The 15,085-nt window shown below is 70.3% G+C and carries 15 protein-coding genes; 2 read left to right on the top strand and 13 right to left on the bottom strand.

Annotated elements, in window-relative coordinates:
• Positions 1-6: 6 nt before the first annotated feature.
• The 9 genes from CLT68_RS06050 to CLT68_RS06010 all read right to left on the bottom strand — a co-directional run bounded on the left by CLT68_RS06050 (position 7) and on the right by CLT68_RS06010 (position 9,094).
• Positions 7-795, bottom strand: coding sequence for a glycerophosphodiester phosphodiesterase (locus CLT68_RS06050; protein WP_088950726.1), 789 nt, complete (start codon positions 793-795; stop codon positions 7-9).
• Positions 796-805: 10 nt separating this feature from the next.
• Positions 806-1,141 (bottom strand): rhodanese-like domain-containing protein, encoded by a 336-nt coding sequence (locus CLT68_RS06045; RefSeq protein WP_030487745.1) that lies wholly within the window; start codon positions 1,139-1,141, stop codon positions 806-808.
• 58 nt (positions 1,142-1,199) lie between these two features.
• Entirely contained in the window at positions 1,200-2,075 is an 876-nt protein-coding gene (locus tag CLT68_RS06040) for an LCP family glycopolymer transferase (RefSeq protein WP_099849391.1), read from the bottom strand.
• Between the two features lie 262 nt (positions 2,076-2,337).
• Positions 2,338-3,615, bottom strand: a complete 1,278-nt coding sequence (locus CLT68_RS06035; protein ID WP_099849389.1) for an LCP family protein — start codon at positions 3,613-3,615, stop codon at positions 2,338-2,340.
• 180 nt (positions 3,616-3,795) lie between these two features.
• Complete coding sequence (locus CLT68_RS06030) at positions 3,796-4,995, bottom strand: LCP family protein (protein WP_099849387.1); 1,200 nt, start codon at positions 4,993-4,995, stop codon at positions 3,796-3,798.
• A gap of 76 nt (positions 4,996-5,071) precedes the next feature.
• Entirely contained in the window at positions 5,072-6,049 is a 978-nt protein-coding gene (locus tag CLT68_RS06025; RefSeq protein WP_099849385.1) for an NAD-dependent epimerase/dehydratase family protein, read from the bottom strand.
• 81 nt (positions 6,050-6,130) lie between these two features.
• Entirely contained in the window at positions 6,131-7,822 is a 1,692-nt protein-coding gene (locus CLT68_RS06020) for a solute symporter family protein (RefSeq protein ID WP_099849384.1), read from the bottom strand.
• Complete coding sequence (locus tag CLT68_RS06015; protein WP_099849382.1) at positions 7,800-8,165, bottom strand: DUF485 domain-containing protein; 366 nt, start codon at positions 8,163-8,165, stop codon at positions 7,800-7,802. The genes CLT68_RS06020 and CLT68_RS06015 overlap by 23 nt, the downstream gene beginning before the upstream one ends.
• Before the next feature lie 176 nt (positions 8,166-8,341).
• Positions 8,342-9,094: a flavin reductase family protein gene (locus CLT68_RS06010; protein ID WP_099856836.1), complete on the bottom strand. Its 753-nt coding sequence runs from the start codon at positions 9,092-9,094 to the stop codon at positions 8,342-8,344.
• Between the two features lie 372 nt (positions 9,095-9,466).
• Here CLT68_RS06010 and CLT68_RS06000 point away from each other — a divergent pair, with 372 nt between their 5' ends.
• Together CLT68_RS06000 and CLT68_RS05995 are read left to right on the top strand one after the other, a co-directional pair.
• Positions 9,467-10,252 (top strand): Scr1 family TA system antitoxin-like transcriptional regulator, encoded by a 786-nt coding sequence (locus CLT68_RS06000; RefSeq protein WP_099849381.1) that lies wholly within the window; start codon positions 9,467-9,469, stop codon positions 10,250-10,252.
• On the top strand, positions 10,249-10,455 hold the full coding sequence (locus CLT68_RS05995; RefSeq protein WP_099849379.1) for a DUF397 domain-containing protein: 207 nt from the start codon (positions 10,249-10,251) through the stop codon (positions 10,453-10,455). Before CLT68_RS06000 ends, CLT68_RS05995 begins: the two co-directional genes overlap by 4 nt.
• On the opposite strand, the gene CLT68_RS05990 is transcribed toward CLT68_RS05995, so the two are convergent.
• From CLT68_RS05990 to CLT68_RS05975, 4 genes are all read right to left on the bottom strand, one after another.
• Positions 10,452-12,146, bottom strand: a complete 1,695-nt coding sequence (locus CLT68_RS05990; RefSeq protein WP_099849378.1) for an ABC transporter permease — start codon at positions 12,144-12,146, stop codon at positions 10,452-10,454. The genes CLT68_RS05995 and CLT68_RS05990 overlap by 4 nt on opposite strands.
• On the bottom strand, positions 12,131-12,895 hold the full coding sequence (locus CLT68_RS05985) for an ABC transporter ATP-binding protein (RefSeq protein ID WP_099849376.1): 765 nt from the start codon (positions 12,893-12,895) through the stop codon (positions 12,131-12,133). The genes CLT68_RS05990 and CLT68_RS05985 overlap by 16 nt, the downstream gene beginning before the upstream one ends.
• Positions 12,896-12,986: 91 nt before the next feature.
• On the bottom strand, positions 12,987-14,627 hold the full coding sequence (locus CLT68_RS05980) for a sodium/solute symporter (RefSeq protein WP_099849374.1): 1,641 nt from the start codon (positions 14,625-14,627) through the stop codon (positions 12,987-12,989).
• A gap of 1 nt (position 14,628) precedes the next feature.
• Complete coding sequence (locus tag CLT68_RS05975; protein ID WP_231927173.1) at positions 14,629-15,042, bottom strand: DUF485 domain-containing protein; 414 nt, start codon at positions 15,040-15,042, stop codon at positions 14,629-14,631.
• Positions 15,043-15,085 lie beyond the last annotated feature (43 nt).

Raw genomic sequence — 15,085 nt, 5'->3', positions numbered from 1 at the left:
CGCCCGTCAGCGGCCCAGCCGGGCGAGGGCGTACGCCGGCCGGTCGGTGATGATCCCGTCCACCCCGGCGGACAGCACCAGCTCCAGGTCGGTGGGCTCGTTGACCGTCCAGACGTACACCTCGTTGCCGGCCGCTTGGAGCGCGGGCAGCAGCTGCGGACGGCCCCGGACCAGGCCGATACCCGGCCCGGCGATGCGGGAGCCGAACGGCAGCCGGCCCAACCGCAGCCAGGGCGGCAACACCTCCAGCAACAGCACGGTGGGCAGCGTCGGGGCGAGTTCGCGCACCCGGCGGACCGCCAGCGGGGAGAACGACATCACGGTGACCTGCACGGGGTCGTCCGGCGCCGGGTCGGCCAGCCCGTAGCGGCGCAGCAGGCTGACCAGTCGGCGTTCCACGTTCGAGCCGTAGCGGGACGGGTGCTTCGTCTCGACCAGCAGCCGGACCGGCCGGCCGGCGTCGAGCACCGCGTCCAGCAGCCGGGCCAGGGTGAGCAGCCGGGTGTGCGAGTCGTCCGGCGGCAGGTCGCCGCCCGGTGCGCTGCCCGGATGCCACGAGCCGAAGTCCAGTGCGTCCAGCTCGGCGAGCGTACGCGCGCTGACCAGACCGCGACCGTTGCTGGTGCGGTCGAGTCGACGGTCGTGTACGCAGACCAGGTGCCCGTCCCGGGTCAGCCGGACGTCGCACTCCAGGCCGTCGGCGCCCTCGTCGAGAGCGCGAAGGTACGCGGCGAGGGTGTGCTCGGGAAGGTCGTACGAGGCGCCGCGGTGCGCGAAGACCAGTGGCCCGCCCATCCCGTCCGCCTCAGATGACCTGGCCGGGCTGCCCGTTCGCGTCGACCACCGGTCGGCCGACGGCAGCCCACTGGCGCATGCCGCCGTCGGCGTTACGCACCTGCTCCCAGCCGTTGTTGATCAGGTAGGCGACGACCTGGGCGGAGCGCCCGCCGGAACGGCAGACGACCGCCACCTCCCGGTCGGTGGGCACCTCGGCCAGCCGTGCCGGCAACTCCATCATCGGCAGGTGGTGAGCGGTGGGGGCGTGGCCGGCCGCCCACTCGTCGTCCTCCCGCACATCCAGCAGGTAGGTTTCGTCGGCGATCTCGGTCACGGGCACGGTGGGAACCTGGGGTCCGAACACAGGAAGCAACACTAGATCCTCGTCGGCCGGTTCGGCACCGACCCGGCCGTCGACACCGTCACAACCGGGTCACCCAGCGGGGGTTGGCCTGCGCCCAGGAGGGCACCCGGGTGCCGCGAACCGCCTCGAACAGCCCGTTGCCCCCGTTGTCCAGCACCACGTACGAGACCTCGTCGATGGTCTGCGGTGACGAGGGCACCTGGACGCCGCGCATCCCGTCGGGCGGCAGCGCGCGCAGCGCGAGGAGCAGGTCCTCCAGGGGTACGCCGTTGGTGTCGACGGTCAACGACCCGCCGACCGCCCGGAGCACCTGGTCGAGCTTGATCGGGTTGCTGCGGAGGTCCGCCCTGCCGGCGCTGTCCAGCATCGCCCGGAGCAACTGTTGCTGGTGGTGCTGCCGGTCGTAGTCGCCGCCGGGCAGGTCGTAGCGCTGCCGGACGTAGTCCAGTGCCTGTGCCCCGTCCATCTGCTGGCAGCCGACGGGAAAGACCCGGTTGGTGTGGATCGAGCGGACCTCGGTGTCCACGCACATCTGCACCCCGCCGAGCAGGTCGATGACCTTGCGGAAGCCGGAGAAGTCGATCAGTGCGGCACCGTCGAACCGGATGCCGGTGAGTCGGGTCAGTGTGGCGGAGAGCAGTTGGGCGCCGGCCTGCCCGCCGCCGCCGTGCTCGTACGCCGCATTGATCTTGTCCTGGCCGCCGCCGAAGCCGTTCCCGGCCGGGATGGCGACCAGCAGGTCACGGGGAATGGAGACGAGGTACGCCTCCCGCTGGCCGGCGGGTACGTGCACGATGAGGATGGTGTCGGAGCGTTGGTCCGGCCCGCTGCCTCCGGGGCGGCGGTCGGAGCCGACCAGGAGGTAGTTGAGCGGCCCGTCCAGGTCGGTGCGGTCGGTGCGGGAGTCGGCGTCGAGCAACTGCTCCTTGGTCACCGTTCGCTCGTACCGGTTGCTCAGTGTCCGGATCCCGGCCAGGGCGAGCCCGGCCAGCAGGACGAGGACCAGGCCGACGCCGAGCAGGATCCGCGACCCGCGGGCGCGGTGTGCTCGGGCCGACGGGGCCGCTCCGGCCCGGCCCGCCGCGTTCCGTCCCCACCTGGACGTGACCGCCTCCCCGCAGCCGATACGTGAAACCTGCTCACGTCAGGCTACGGGCGGTGACGATTCCGTCGCTGGGTTTCGCGACTTCCGGCCGTCACTTGCGGTTGGAGATCACCTCGGGGTGGGTGAAGACGAACTCGGCGAGCTTGTCCTGCTTGACCGCCCGGAACATCTCCTTGGTCTCCTCGTTCAGACCCTCGGTGTTGTTGCCGTTGGCGTGGAAGGTGCCGTTGTTGGTCTTGAGCATGGTCAGCTCGTTGCCGGTGACCCCGCGCATGGTGAAGATGAAGTCCTCGATCGGCACGCCGCCGGTGTCCAGCACGGACGCCTCGCCGGCCGCCTTGATCAACTGCTTGATCTTGGCCGGGTTGGTCAGCATCCCGCGGTCGGTGGCCTTCTTGGCCATTGCCTTGATCAGCTGCTGCTGGTTCTGCTGGCGGTCGTAGTCGCCGTTGCGGAGGGTCTTGCGCTGCCGGGAGTAGTCCAGTGCAGCCCAGCCCTCCATCTCCTGGCAGCCCTTCTTGTGCACCACCGGGGTGCGCGGCTTGCCGGTCTTCTTGGCGTCGGCGTTCCACATCGGCTTGCCGTCGACGTACGACATGTGCAGCGACTGGACTTCCTGGCTGACGCAGATGCGCACCGTGCCCAGGGTGTCGATGACGTTCTTGAAACCACCGAAGTTGATGATCGCCGCGCCGTCGAAGCTGATCCCGGTGAGGCGCTTGATCGTCTGCGCCATCAGCTGCGCGCCACCCTCCCAGCCACCACCGTTGCGGGCACCCGCCTGGAACGCGGCGTTGATCTTGTCGGTGCCGCCGGTGAAGCCGCTCTTGGGAAACGCCGGGATCTGCGCCTCGGTGTCCCGGGGGATGGAGATCAGGTACGCCTGGTCGTGCGTGGCCGGGATGTGCAGGATGATGATGCTGTCGGAGCGGACGTCATCGGCGGCCCAGCGCTCCCGGGCGTCTACGCCCAGTAGCAGCATGTCGATCGGCCCCTCCAGGCTCGCACCGCCCTCGGCGTCGGACTTGCCGGCCCCACCCAGCAGGTCGCGCTGGGCGATGCCGCCGGTCGCCTGCCCGATCACCACCTTGCTGCCGACGATGGCCGCCCCGCTGCTGAGCATCAGCACCGCCCCGAACACCACTGTCAACCGGGCCCAGAGGGGGTCCTTGCGCTTGGTCCGCTTCTTCGCCGACCCACCGCCACCCGCGCCGCCGCCACCCGAACTGCCGCCGTCGCCGCCGCCGGGCGGACGACCGCCCGGTCCACCGCCGGCGGGGCGTGGCTGCACTGGTATGGCCGCAGAGATCCGGCCGCTGGGCGCGGCAGACCCGGAGGAGGAAGGGCGACGACTGGCCTGAACCGGCATTCGTGCTCCAGCTCGTGATCAGGAGGGGGCGGCACCACTGTACGGACATGAAAACGACTTGGCGAGTTCATCTCGGATCAATCGGATGTCGATCTTCCCGGATTCAGTCGATCGTCGCCACTCGATGACCCGAACGGCGGGTTCGCCGTCGGGCCGTCGGCAGCGGGGTGCCCGCCTCGGTCAGCCGCCGGCGTTGCCCTTCGGCGGGTTGGCCTTGACCCAGTCCGCCATGGTGTCCGCCGACATGGCCTTGTACATCGCAAGCGCCTTCTCCCGGTCCGAGACGACCACCGACTCGCCGTTTCTCGTCTCGCTGCCCGAGTTCGGGCTGGTCACAAAGGTGAGGTTCTGGCTGCGCAGGTTGCGGAACTGCAGCGCCATGTCTGTAACCGAGAAACCCTGGTCAACGGTTACGGCCGCGGTCACCGACTGGAGGAAATCGTTGAGCTTCTTCGGGTTCGCCAGCGTGCCGCTGCTCGCCGCCTTGTCCATCAGCGCCCGAAGGAACTCCTGCTGGTGCCGCATCCGGGCGAAGTCCCCATCCGGGAACTGCTTACGCTGCCGGATCCAGTCCAGAGCCTCCGCGCCGTCCATGTGGTTGGTGCCCTTGGTGAACGTCCGGTACGGCTTGTGGATCGAGGTGACCGTCCGCTCCACCTTCAGGTCCACCCCGCCGAGGGCGTCGGTGACCTCCTTGAACCCGCCGAAGTCGATCGCCATCACATGGTCGATCCGCACGTCGGTGAAGCACTCCACGGTGCGTACCGCCAGCGGCAGCCCGCCGAACGCGAACGCCGCGTTGATCTTCGCGCGCTCACCGGAGTCGCAGTCCGCGCCGGCGCTCTCCGGGATCGGCACGTAGAGGTCACGCGGAATGGAGACCAGGTAGGCCTCCTGGTGGTCGGCCGGGATGTGCATCACGATGACCGTGTCGGCGCGCCACTCACTCCTGGTGTCGACAGGCGCGTCCGGGTCCCGTGAGTCGCTGCCGACCAGCAGGATGTTCAGCGCGCCGTCGACGGCCTTGACCGGCCGGCCACCGGTGATCTCCGCGAACGGGTCGGTGCGGGCCAGGTCGTTGTTGAGGTTGCGGGCGTAGAACCAGGCCCCCACGCTGCCGAGCAACGCCAGCACCAGCACCGCGACCCCGGCCACCAGGGCGATCCGACCCCAGCGCGGTCGCGGGCCACGGCGCCCGGACCCGCCGGCACCACCCGGGCCGCCGGGCCTGGGCTCCTCCTCGTCGTACGACGGGTAGAAGCGTGCCTCGGTCGGACGGGCACGCCCGGAGGCGCCCCGATCGGGGCCGGGCACCGACGCGCGCCCGGCGCTGCGGTGCAGGTACGGATGCGGGACGCCGGCAGACGAAGTCGCGGACATGTAACTCAGGGTACGTAGCGGGAGCCACCGCCGCCTTCAGGCGACACTCAGCGGCAGGCGGTACGCGGTGAACTGGTTACCCTAGCCGTGCCCGGAAGTGCTCAATCGTGCGTCGCAGGCCATCTTCGGGCGCGACCGTCGGCTCGTATCCGAGCAGTTCACGGGCGAGCGTGAGATCGGGGCGGCGCATCTCCGGGTCGTCCGAGCTGCGGGTGACGAAGGTCACCTCTGAGCTGCTGTCGGAGAGCGACACGATCAACTCGGCGAGTTGCCGCATGGTCAGCTCGTGCTCGGTGCCGCAGTTGACCGGGCCCGTCTCGGTCGAGTCGAGCAGCAGCAGGATGCCCCGCACCAGGTCCTCGACGAAGCAGATCGAACGGGTCTGGTTGCCGGTGCCGTGCACGGTGATCGGCTCGCCGCGCAGCGCCTGGGAGATGAACGTGGGGATGGCGCGGCCGTCGTCCGGGCGCATCCGCGGGCCGTACGTGTTGAAGATCCGGACGATCGCCCCGTCGAGCCCGCGGTAGCGGTGGTACGCCATCGTCGCGGCCTCGGAGAAGCGCTTGGCCTCGTCGTAGACGCTGCGGACCCCGATCGGGTTGACGTTGCCCCAGTAGGTCTCGCGCTGCGGGTGCTCCTTCGGGTCCCCGTACGCCTCGGAGGTGGAGGCCATCAGGAACCGGGCGCCGTCGGCGACCGCGCGCTCCAGCAGGTGCAGGGTGCCCACCGAGCCGACCCGGAGGATCTCCACCGGCAGTTGGGCGAAGTCGGTGGGGCTGGCCGGCGAGGCCATGTGCAGGATCGCGTCGAAACGCTCGGCCAGCGCCGGGTGGTCGGTCGGCAGGCCGTCGGAGAGGTCCGCCTCGACGAGCGTGAAGGTGGGCCGGTCCACCAGGTGGGCGATGTTCTCCTTGGAGCCGGTCACGAAGTTGTCCAGCGCCACCACCGTGCAGCCCCGGGCGATCAGGGAATCCACCAGGTGCGACGGGACGAAACCGGCGCCGCCGGTGACGAGAACGCGGTGACCGGAACCGAAGCGCTCAGCAACCTTCATGCCGGTCAGCCTACCGACCCCCATTTGCACGAAGAGACCCCCTGTTGAGCACAGGGGGTCTCTTCGTGACGAGCGCTCGGATCAGTGGGCGCCGGAGCCTGTGAGGGCCCGCACCTCCAGCTCCGCGTACTTGTCCTCGTCGTGCTCCTTGGAGATGACGGTGCCGATCCACCCGCACAGGAAACCGAACGGGATGGAGAGGATGCCCGGGTTGGACAGCGGGAACCACTGCCAGTCGTGGTCCGGGAACATCGACGTCGCCGCGCCGGAGACCACCGGCGAGAAGAACACCAGCAGCACGGCCGAGACCAGACCGCCGTAGATCGCCCACACCGCGCCGGAGGTGTTGAACCGCCGCCAGAAGAGGCTGTAGAGGATCGCCGGCAGGTTGCCCGAGGCGGCGACCGCGAAGGCCAGCGCCACCAGGAACGCCACGTTGAGGTTCTGTGCGTAGATCGACAGGGCGATCGACACCGCGCCGATCACCAGGGCGGAGATCCGGGCGACGCGTACCTCCTGCCGCTCCGACGTGTCACCCCGCTTGATGACGTTGGCGTAGAAGTCGTGCGCCAGGCTGGACGACGAGGCCAGTGTCAACCCGGCGACCACCGCCAGGATGGTGGCGAAGGCGACCGCCGCGATGATCGCCAGCAGCGCCGCACCACCCAGTTCGCCGCCGAAGAAGTCGATTCCGAGCGCTTCGGCCAGCTGGGGCGCCGCGGTGTTGCCGGCCTTGTCCTGCGCGGTGATCGCCGCGCTGCCCACCAGTGCCGCCGCACCGAAGCCGAGGGCCAGGGTGAGCAGGTAGAAGGTGCCGATGATGCCGATCGCCCAGAGCACGCTCTTACGGGCCGCCTTCGCGGTCGGCACCGTGTAGAAGCGGATCAGGATGTGCGGCAGACCGGCGGTGCCGAGCACCAGGGCGATACCCAGCGACAGCAGGTCCACCTTGTTGTAGAAGGTCTGCGTCGAGTTGCCGGCGACCTCGACCCCGTACCGCAACCCGGGTTCGAGGAACGCGCTGCCCTTGCCGGATGCCTCGGCGGCCTGGCCCAGGAGCGCCGACAGGTTGAAGTTGAACTTCGCCAGCACCAGGATCGTCATCAGCAGCGCGCCGCCCATGAGCAGGAACGCCTTGACGATCTGCACGTAGGTGGTGCCCTTCATGCCACCCACGGTGACGTAGATGATCATCAGAGCGCCGACCATGATGATGGTGGCGATCTTCGCGGTGGAGGCGTCCATGCCGAGGAAGGTCGTGCCCGGCTTGATGCCGAGCAGCAGCGCGACCAGCGCGCCGGCGCCCACCATCTGCGCGAGCAGATAGAAGATCGACACCGTGATGGTGGAGACCGCCGCCGCCGTACGCACCGGACGCTGGCGCATCCGGAAGGCCAGCACGTCGGCCATCGTGTACCGACCCGAGTTACGCAGCAGCTCCGCGACCAGCAGCAGGGCCACCAGCCAGGCGACCAGGAAGCCGATCGAGTAGAGGAAGCCGTCGTAGCCGTAGAGCGCGATGATGCCGGCGATGCCGAGGAACGACGCGGCCGACATGTAGTCGCCGCCGATCGCCATGCCGTTCTGGAAACCGGAGAAGGACCGGCCGCCCGCGTAGAAGTCGGTTGCCGTCTTGGTCTGCCGGCTGGCCCAGATCGTGATGGCCAGGGTCACCGCCACGAAGACCAGGAACAGCGTGATGGTCAGGTTGCGGGCGGTGTGATTGCCCGCCTCAGCCGCGAGGAACGTCTCAACCGCGTGAACCGTCTTCACGGGTCACCTCCCCGATCTCGGCGCGGATCCGGTCGGCGATGGGGTCGATCTTCCGGTCCGCGTACCGGGAGTAGAGCCAGGCGATCAGGAACGTGGAGACGAACTGGAGCAGGCCGAAGACCAGCGCGACGTTGATGTTGCTGCCGAACAGCTTCGTGCCCATGAAGTCCCGGGCGTACGCGGAGAGAATGACGTAGAGCGCATACCACAGGAAGAACGCGACGGTCATCGGGAAGACGAAGCCGCGCAGCGCACGCCGCAGCCCGGCGAACTCGTCCGACCGTTGTACGGCCAGGTACTTGTCCGACTGGGAAGCGGCCGAAGCGGGTGTGTCCGTGGACATCTGTGGATCACCACCTTCACAGGCGTCAGAGGGAGTTTCGCGCACCGTAAAGAGCGCGCTCCCCGACGGGGAAGGCCGAGATCGACGTCGGTCGTCGAGTGCGCCGAGCGGTTGCCTGGCTGCGCCGAGTGACCCAGATCACCCCGGTGACCGGTCGGTCCTCGGGGACCGTCCGTTCAGCTCGGCAGCTCGTGGTACCGACCGCGATAGTGCAGCAGCGGAGCGGCCTCCTCGGCCAGGTCGACAGCCTCGATGGTGGCCTCCACCAGCAGGCCCCAGCCGTACTCCCGGGCGGTGTCCAGCCGGCAGGCGGCCCAACCGCCCGCGTCCGCCGGCACCGGACCGTAGGGCGTCTCGATCCACGTGTCCGCGGCGAAGAGCCCACCCGGAGAGGGGAACAGGCCGGCGAACCGGTCGGCGAGCTGCCGGTGCGGCGGGCCGAGCGGCGTGACAGCGAACCGGCCCGCCTCCTCGGCTGCCGCCCAGAAGTCGGACTCCGCGTCGATCAGCCCGACCAGCCGGTCCGGCTCCCCCTCGGCGACCAGGGTGGACGACACCGTGAGCCCGGCCGGGCCGGGGGCCGTCCAGAGGGTCACCGGCGCGGCGAGCCGGCCGCGCAGTCGACGCACCGGCGATCGCTGCCCGCTCGGCACCGCGAACGGGTCGGTGGAATGGATCTCGGCGCCCGGCTCATGATTCACGTGAAACATTGTGCCGCCCCGGGCCCTCGCCCAACCAAGGAAGCGCTCGTGCAGGTCGGCGGGGCGCCCATTGAGGCGGGCGAGTTGATCGCCCGCCTCCGCCATCGCCGAGCCCAGGTAGACCAGCAGCCCCACACGGTCGTGTCGGTACTCGGCGAGCAGCGCCAGCCGTGCGGGCTGGCACGGCCAGAGCGCGCCGCAGCCCCGACACCGCCACAGCGGCCGCATCGGCAGGTGCGGGCGGCTCACCGGTGACGCTCCACGTCACGCTCCAAGATCCGAGCAACTTCCCGGATGTTGCTGCCTCCGACACGCGGGAGGCACCAACAACCCTGATGTTGCGCGGATCTTGGCCACGAGCGACCACCGCGCCCCGTTCCTGCCACGGATGAACCCGAACATGGCTGATCTCCTCCCGGTCGACGAGGGCCGCCCCGATCGGGGGGATGACCAGGGCGGCCCGAACGCAGGACCGGACGCCGGGACATCGCCTCCACCGGCCGGGCCGCGTGTCATCCACCCTGGACCGAGAGGCGCGGAGAGGGGAGGATGCCAGGGCTTACTACGCAGCGGGGTCACGTACTTACCGGAGAGGTAAGGATGAACGTCGAGATGTGGGTACGGGCGTTGAAGGCCGCCCGAGCCGGTGCCGAGGTGTCCCAGGAGGCTCTGGCTTCGCTGACCAAGTGGAGTCCGTCCACGGTGGCCGCCATCGAGACCGGGCGCCGTCGGCCGACAATGGAATTCGCGGTCGCCGCCGACGAGGCCCTCGCCACCGGCGGCCTCCTCGCCGAACTGTTGCGGGCCGCTGATCGGCAGCGGCTGCCGACGTGGTTCGTGCCGTGGCGCAACCATGAGGAGCAGGCGATCCGGCTCTGCGAATTCGAGCCGTGCCTGATTCCGGGACTCCTGCAAACCGAGGACTATGCCCGCGCGGTCATTTCCGCCGGTGGCCTGAATCCGACCAGGGTGGTGGACGAGCTGGTCACGGTTCGGATGGATCGACAGCAGTTGTGGCAGCGGGCAGAGTCGCCGCAATGCGTCTTCGTCCTGGACGAGACGGCTCTACGCCGCCCGATCGGTGGACCGGCGGTACTGGACGCTCAGCTTGGTCGGCTGATGGAACTCGCCGTCATGCCGAGCGTCAGACTGCACGTCGTGCCGCTTGACGCCGGAGCCCACGTCGGGTTGACGGGCGGGTTTCTGCTCGCTGAACTGCCCGACGGTGAACGGGTCACCTATGTCGAAGACGTTGCTCGTGGACACGTCATCGACGACCCGGACGTCGTGCGTCTGATTGGTCGGAAATGGGATAGCCTGCTCGGCGAAGCACTCTCCACAAGCGCCTCGCTGGATCTGATCCGGAAGCTGAAGGTGACGCCATGACCGTTCCTCAACCCCGCTGGCGGACGTCGACCAGGTCCGGCGACACGGGTGGTGCCTGCGTCGAGGTGGCGGACAATCTGCCCGGCGTCGTGCTGGTTCGGGACAGCAAGGACCGCTCAGGCCCGACCCTCGCCTTCGCTCCGGCCGCTTGGCGTGGCTTCGTCGCCGACGCTGCCCTGGCCCCCAGCCGGCAGACCGGCTAGCGGCGTGGGGTGACCGTGGCCAGCAGTTCCGGTTGGCGTCGGTCCAGGACGTCACCGGCCAGGTACGCGCCCAGCAGCGCCGCCCCCAGCCCGTACGCCGCACCCACCGGCAGGGCCAGCCAGAGCCAGGCGTCGCCGAGCAGCGCAGCGGCCACCACCATCGGCACCGCCGCGACCGCCGAGGCGAGCATGGCCAGCAGGGTGAGCAGCCCCTTCGCCATACCCGCGCCGCTGTTCATGGCGAACGGGTTGCTCGTCTCCGGCAGCGAGTACGCCCCGAGCACCGACACCAGGCTGTTCACCGCCAGCCCGGCACCGTAGGTGGCGACCAGGCCGCCGATGGTGAGCCCGATCCAACCTGGCCGGCCGAGCACGATCGACAGCACCACCGCGACGAACGCCAGCATCGGCAGGACGTACAGCGAGAAGGCCGTCATCCGCGCGCCCAGCTCGACCCGACCGGGCACCCCGGCCACCACGTTCACGGCGTACGCGCTGCCGTCGAAGCCGAACTGGTTGGCCAGGGTGACCGCGGCGACCACACCCACGAAGAGCATGGAGATGGTGACCAGGACCGGTGAGCTGTTGGCGGCACTCGTCGTCGAATCGGGCCCGTCCCCGGCCACGAAACCCGCGCCACCCAGGTTGATCATCACGGGCACGAAGATGCCGACCACCGCGATCGTGATCAGGTTGGCCCGGCGGCGGGCGTCCCGCCACCAGTAACGGGCCTCCCGGGCGACCAGTGCGCCGAACCGGTCCCGACGGGCCCAGCCGGCGACCTTGGGGAAGAGTTGGGCGATCGCGCCGCCGGTGACACCGCGTTGCGCCGGAGCCTTACCGGCGCTCGCCGCACCCACCATCGCCGACTCCAGCGACCGCGACCACCACGCCAACAGGGCACCGAGCGCCACCACCGTGATCAGCAACTTGACCGGGGCCGCCCACACCCGCCCCTGGGCGACGTCGATGCCGACGGTCCACGGCGCGCCGAACGGCGTCCAACCGATCACGGTCGCCACACCGGTCAACCGGGTCCAGTCGGCCTCCCGCAACGCGGCGAGACCGAACACCTGCAACGGACCGAGCAGCGCGGCGGTCACCGCCAGCAGCACGGCCGCCAGGTCGCGGACCCGACGGGACCGCAACATGGTCGCGAAGGCGCTCGTCACCGCCCGGCTGGCGGCCACGCAGAGCAGAAGCCCGGCGATCACACCGACCACCGCCACCAGCCCTGCCGACCAACCGCCCAACGACCAGGCGGTGAGCACCAGCCCGAACGACGCGATCAGCACCGCCAGCACCGGCACGCTCACCAGAGCCGCCGCGAACAGGCCGGTCACCAGGGTGCGGCGGGGCAGCGGCAGCAGCGCGAACCGGGCCGGGTCCAGTGTCTCGTCCACACCGAAGAAGACCAGCGGCAGGAGCAGCCAACCGAGCACCAGCAGCCCACCGCCCGCCGCCGCGACCAGCACCGCGTACTGCCCATCGCCCGTCAGGCCGGGCAGGGCAAAGAGGAAGAAGCCGCTGGCGGCGAACCAGAGGCCGAGGAACACGCCACCGATGAACATCGCGATCCGCCAGCCCTGGCCACGGAAGTTGTTGCCCATCACGCGCAGCTTGAGCCGTACGAAGTGCCGGGCGGAGACCGTGCGTACGGGCGCGGCGTCCGTGCTCACCGGGACAGCCACGACAGCTCCTCACCCGTCGCGGTGCGCCCGCCGACCACCTCGACGAAGACCTGCTCCAGCGAGCGCTCACCACGGACCTCGCCGATCGTCCCGACCCGCTTGATGGTGCCGCTGGCCAGGATCGCCACGTGCGAGCAGAGCCGTTCGACGACCTCCATCACGTGACTGGAGAAGACCACAGTGCCGCCGCCGGCCGCGTACCTGGTGAGGATGTCCCGGATCAGCGCGGCGGAGACCGGGTCGACCGCCTCGAACGGCTCGTCCAACACCAGCACCCGAGGGCCGTGCAGCAGCGCACAGGCCAGGCCGATCTTCTTCTTCATGCCCGCCGAGTAGTCCACCACCAGCGTCCGACCGGCGTCGCCGAGCGCCAGCACGTCCAGCAGCTCCGCGGCCCGCTGGTCGACCACCGCCGGGTCCATCCCCCGCAACAAACCGTTGTACGCCAGCAGCTCCGCCCCGGTCAGCCGGTCGAACAGGCGCACACCGTCGGGCATCACGCCGAGCAGCCGCTTGGCGGCCACCGGGTCCTGCCAGACGTCCTGCCCGAGCACCCGGGCCGAGCCGGCGTCCGGGCGTAACAGCCCGACCGCCATCGACAGGGTCGTCGTCTTGCCGGCGCCGTTCGGGCCGAGAAGGCCGTAGAAGGAGCCGGCGGGGACGTCCAGGTCGACGCCGGCCACCGCGATCGTGCCGTCGAACCGCTTGGCCAGGCCACGCAGTGCGAGCGCGGGGTGCTCAACAGTCATGCGCCGACGTTATCCGCCGATCGCCAGCTCTGTCGTCCCGCGACGGGCGGACCCGAGATCATCCCCGAGGTGGACAGGCCCTCAGAGCGCTCTACATCCGGAGGGCTTCCGGGGTGTGCAGGCGGAGCATGGTGGCCGCGACGTCGGCGGGGGCACGGCGACGGGTGGCCATGGACACCGCGACCATCACGGTGAAGGCCAACGGCACCGTCCAGGCGGCCGGCTGGGTGGTGAGCGTGGCCGGCCAGCCGGACAGCGGCGGGCCAAGCACCGTCACCAGCACTGCGCCGATCGCCGCCCCGCCGCCGACCAGCACACCGGCGGCGGCGCCCAGGTCGGTCAGGCCACGCCACCAGATGCCGAGCACCAGCAGCGGGCAGAAGCTCGACGCGGCGACCGCGAAGGCCAGCCCGACCACCTGCGACACGTCCAGTCCGGAGACGTGCAGCGCCAGCACCGTCGGCACCGCTCCGGCGATCACCGTGGCCAGACGGAAGCCGCGTACCGAGCCTCGGCCGAGCACATCCGTCGAGATCACCCCGGCGACGCTGGTCAGCAGCCCGGACGACGTGGAGAGGAAGGCCGCGAACGCGCCCGCCGAGACCAGCGCGGTGAGCAGCCGCCCGGCCGTCCCGTCGCCGAGGGCCGCGCCGGGTAGCAGCACCACCACCGCGTCGGTCTGCCCGCTGACCAGCAACTGCGGGGTGTAGATCCGGCCGAGCACCCCGTACAGGGTGGGCAGCAGATAGAAGGCACCGACCAGGGCCAGCACGACCAGGGTGGTCCGGCGGGCCGCCGCGCCGTCGGGGTTGGTGTAGAAGCGGACCAGCACGTGCGGGAGGCCCATGGTGCCCAGGAACGTGGCAAGGATCAGCGAGTACGTCCCGAAGAGCCCTCGGTCGTCGTCACCCGCGGCGCTGGGCAGCAACCAGTCGCTGGCGTCGGCGGCCGCCCCGGACACGTCCGGCACCGGGTCGCCGGCGGCGAAGGTCAGCTCGTCGCCGGGGCGTACCTCCCGGATCTCGCCGTCGGGCAGGGTGAGGGTCGCGCGGTGCTCGACCACGACGGTGGTCGCGACCCGGAACGTCGGCCCGTCGGGCGGGGTCACCGCCGGGCGGCCGTCCGCCTGCCACTGCAACGCCAGGAAGATCACCGGTACGGCGAGCGCGGTCAGCTTGAGCCAGTACTGAAACGCCTGCACGAAGGTGATCGCCCGCATCCCGCCCAGCGCCACGTTCGCGGTGACCACGGCGGCCACCAGCAGGGCGCCCACCGGGTACGGGGAGCCGGCCACCGTTGCCAGCGTCAGCCCGGCGCCCTGGAGCTGCGGCACCAGGTACAGCCAACCGATGAAGATCACGAAGGCGGTGGCCAGGATGCGCAGCCGGCGGGACCCCAGCCGCAGCTCGCAGAAGTCGGGCAGGGTGAACGCGCCGGAGCGGCGCAGCGGTGCCGCCACGAAGAGCAGCAGGGCGAGGTAGCCGGCGGCGAACCCCACCGGGTACCAGAGCACGTCCACGCCGTCCTTGAGGACCAGGCCGGCGATGCCCAGGAAGCTCGCCGCCGACAGGTACTCCCCGCCGATCGCGGCGGCGTTCCACGTTGGGCTGATCGCCCGCGACGCGACCAGGAAGTCCGACGTGGTCCGGGCCAGCCGCAGCCCGTAGAAGCCGATCCCGACGGTGACCAGGGTGACTGCCACGATGGCCGGAACCACGAAATCGTTGCTCACCTCAGCGCTCCGGCCGCTGCACCAGGTCGCTGAAGTCCTGCTCGTTGCGCTCGGCCAGCCGCACGTACGCCCAGCCCACCCCGATCAGGAACGGGAAGGAGGCGACCCCGAGCAGCAGCCACGGCAGGTTGACGCCGGCGATGGTGGTCCGGCCCAGCGACGGCGCGATGGCGAACAGCCACGGCAGCCCACCCAACCCGATGACCACCACCAGCGAGAGCCGCAACGCCAGCGCGAGTTGGGCCCGGACCAGGCCGCGGACCAGCGCCTCACCGACCTGGGTCTGCTGGGCCAGCTCGGCGCGGGTCCGTTCGGCGCGGGTGTCCTGCCGGGTGATCTCGGCCAGCACGATCCGCGCCCGCCGGGGCGGCGGTACCGCACCGCCCGACCCCACGTCAGGGAGTTGCTTGGCCACCCCGGCAGTCTCGCCCGCCGCGCGGGATTGTCAAGCCGCTCCG

It is taken from the genome of Micromonospora sp. CNZ299, from assembly GCF_002754415.1.
The sequence above is the reverse complement of the archived record's forward strand: the minus strand, read 5'-3'. Positions and strand labels throughout refer to the sequence as shown.

Bases quoted from the DNA above. Each gene is read 5' to 3' on its own strand.
- CLT68_RS06050 (WP_088950726.1), bottom strand. From the start codon at position 795: ATGGGCGGGCCACTGGTCTTCGCGCACCGCGGCGCCTCGTACGACCTT.
- CLT68_RS06035 (WP_099849389.1), bottom strand. From the start codon at position 3,615: ATGCCGGTTCAGGCCAGTCGTCGCCCTTCCTCCTCCGGGTCTGCCGCG.
- CLT68_RS06030 (WP_099849387.1), bottom strand. From the start codon at position 4,995: ATGTCCGCGACTTCGTCTGCCGGCGTCCCGCATCCGTACCTGCACCGC.
- CLT68_RS06025 (WP_099849385.1), bottom strand. From the start codon at position 6,049: ATGAAGGTTGCTGAGCGCTTCGGTTCCGGTCACCGCGTTCTCGTCACC.
- CLT68_RS06015 (WP_099849382.1), bottom strand. From the start codon at position 8,165: ATGTCCACGGACACACCCGCTTCGGCCGCTTCCCAGTCGGACAAGTAC.
- CLT68_RS06010 (WP_099856836.1), bottom strand. From the start codon at position 9,094: ATGCGGCCGCTGTGGCGGTGTCGGGGCTGCGGCGCGCTCTGGCCGTGC.
- CLT68_RS06000 (WP_099849381.1), top strand. From the start codon at position 9,467: ATGAACGTCGAGATGTGGGTACGGGCGTTGAAGGCCGCCCGAGCCGGT.
- CLT68_RS05995 (WP_099849379.1), top strand. From the start codon at position 10,249: ATGACCGTTCCTCAACCCCGCTGGCGGACGTCGACCAGGTCCGGCGAC.
- CLT68_RS05985 (WP_099849376.1), bottom strand. From the start codon at position 12,895: ATGACTGTTGAGCACCCCGCGCTCGCACTGCGTGGCCTGGCCAAGCGG.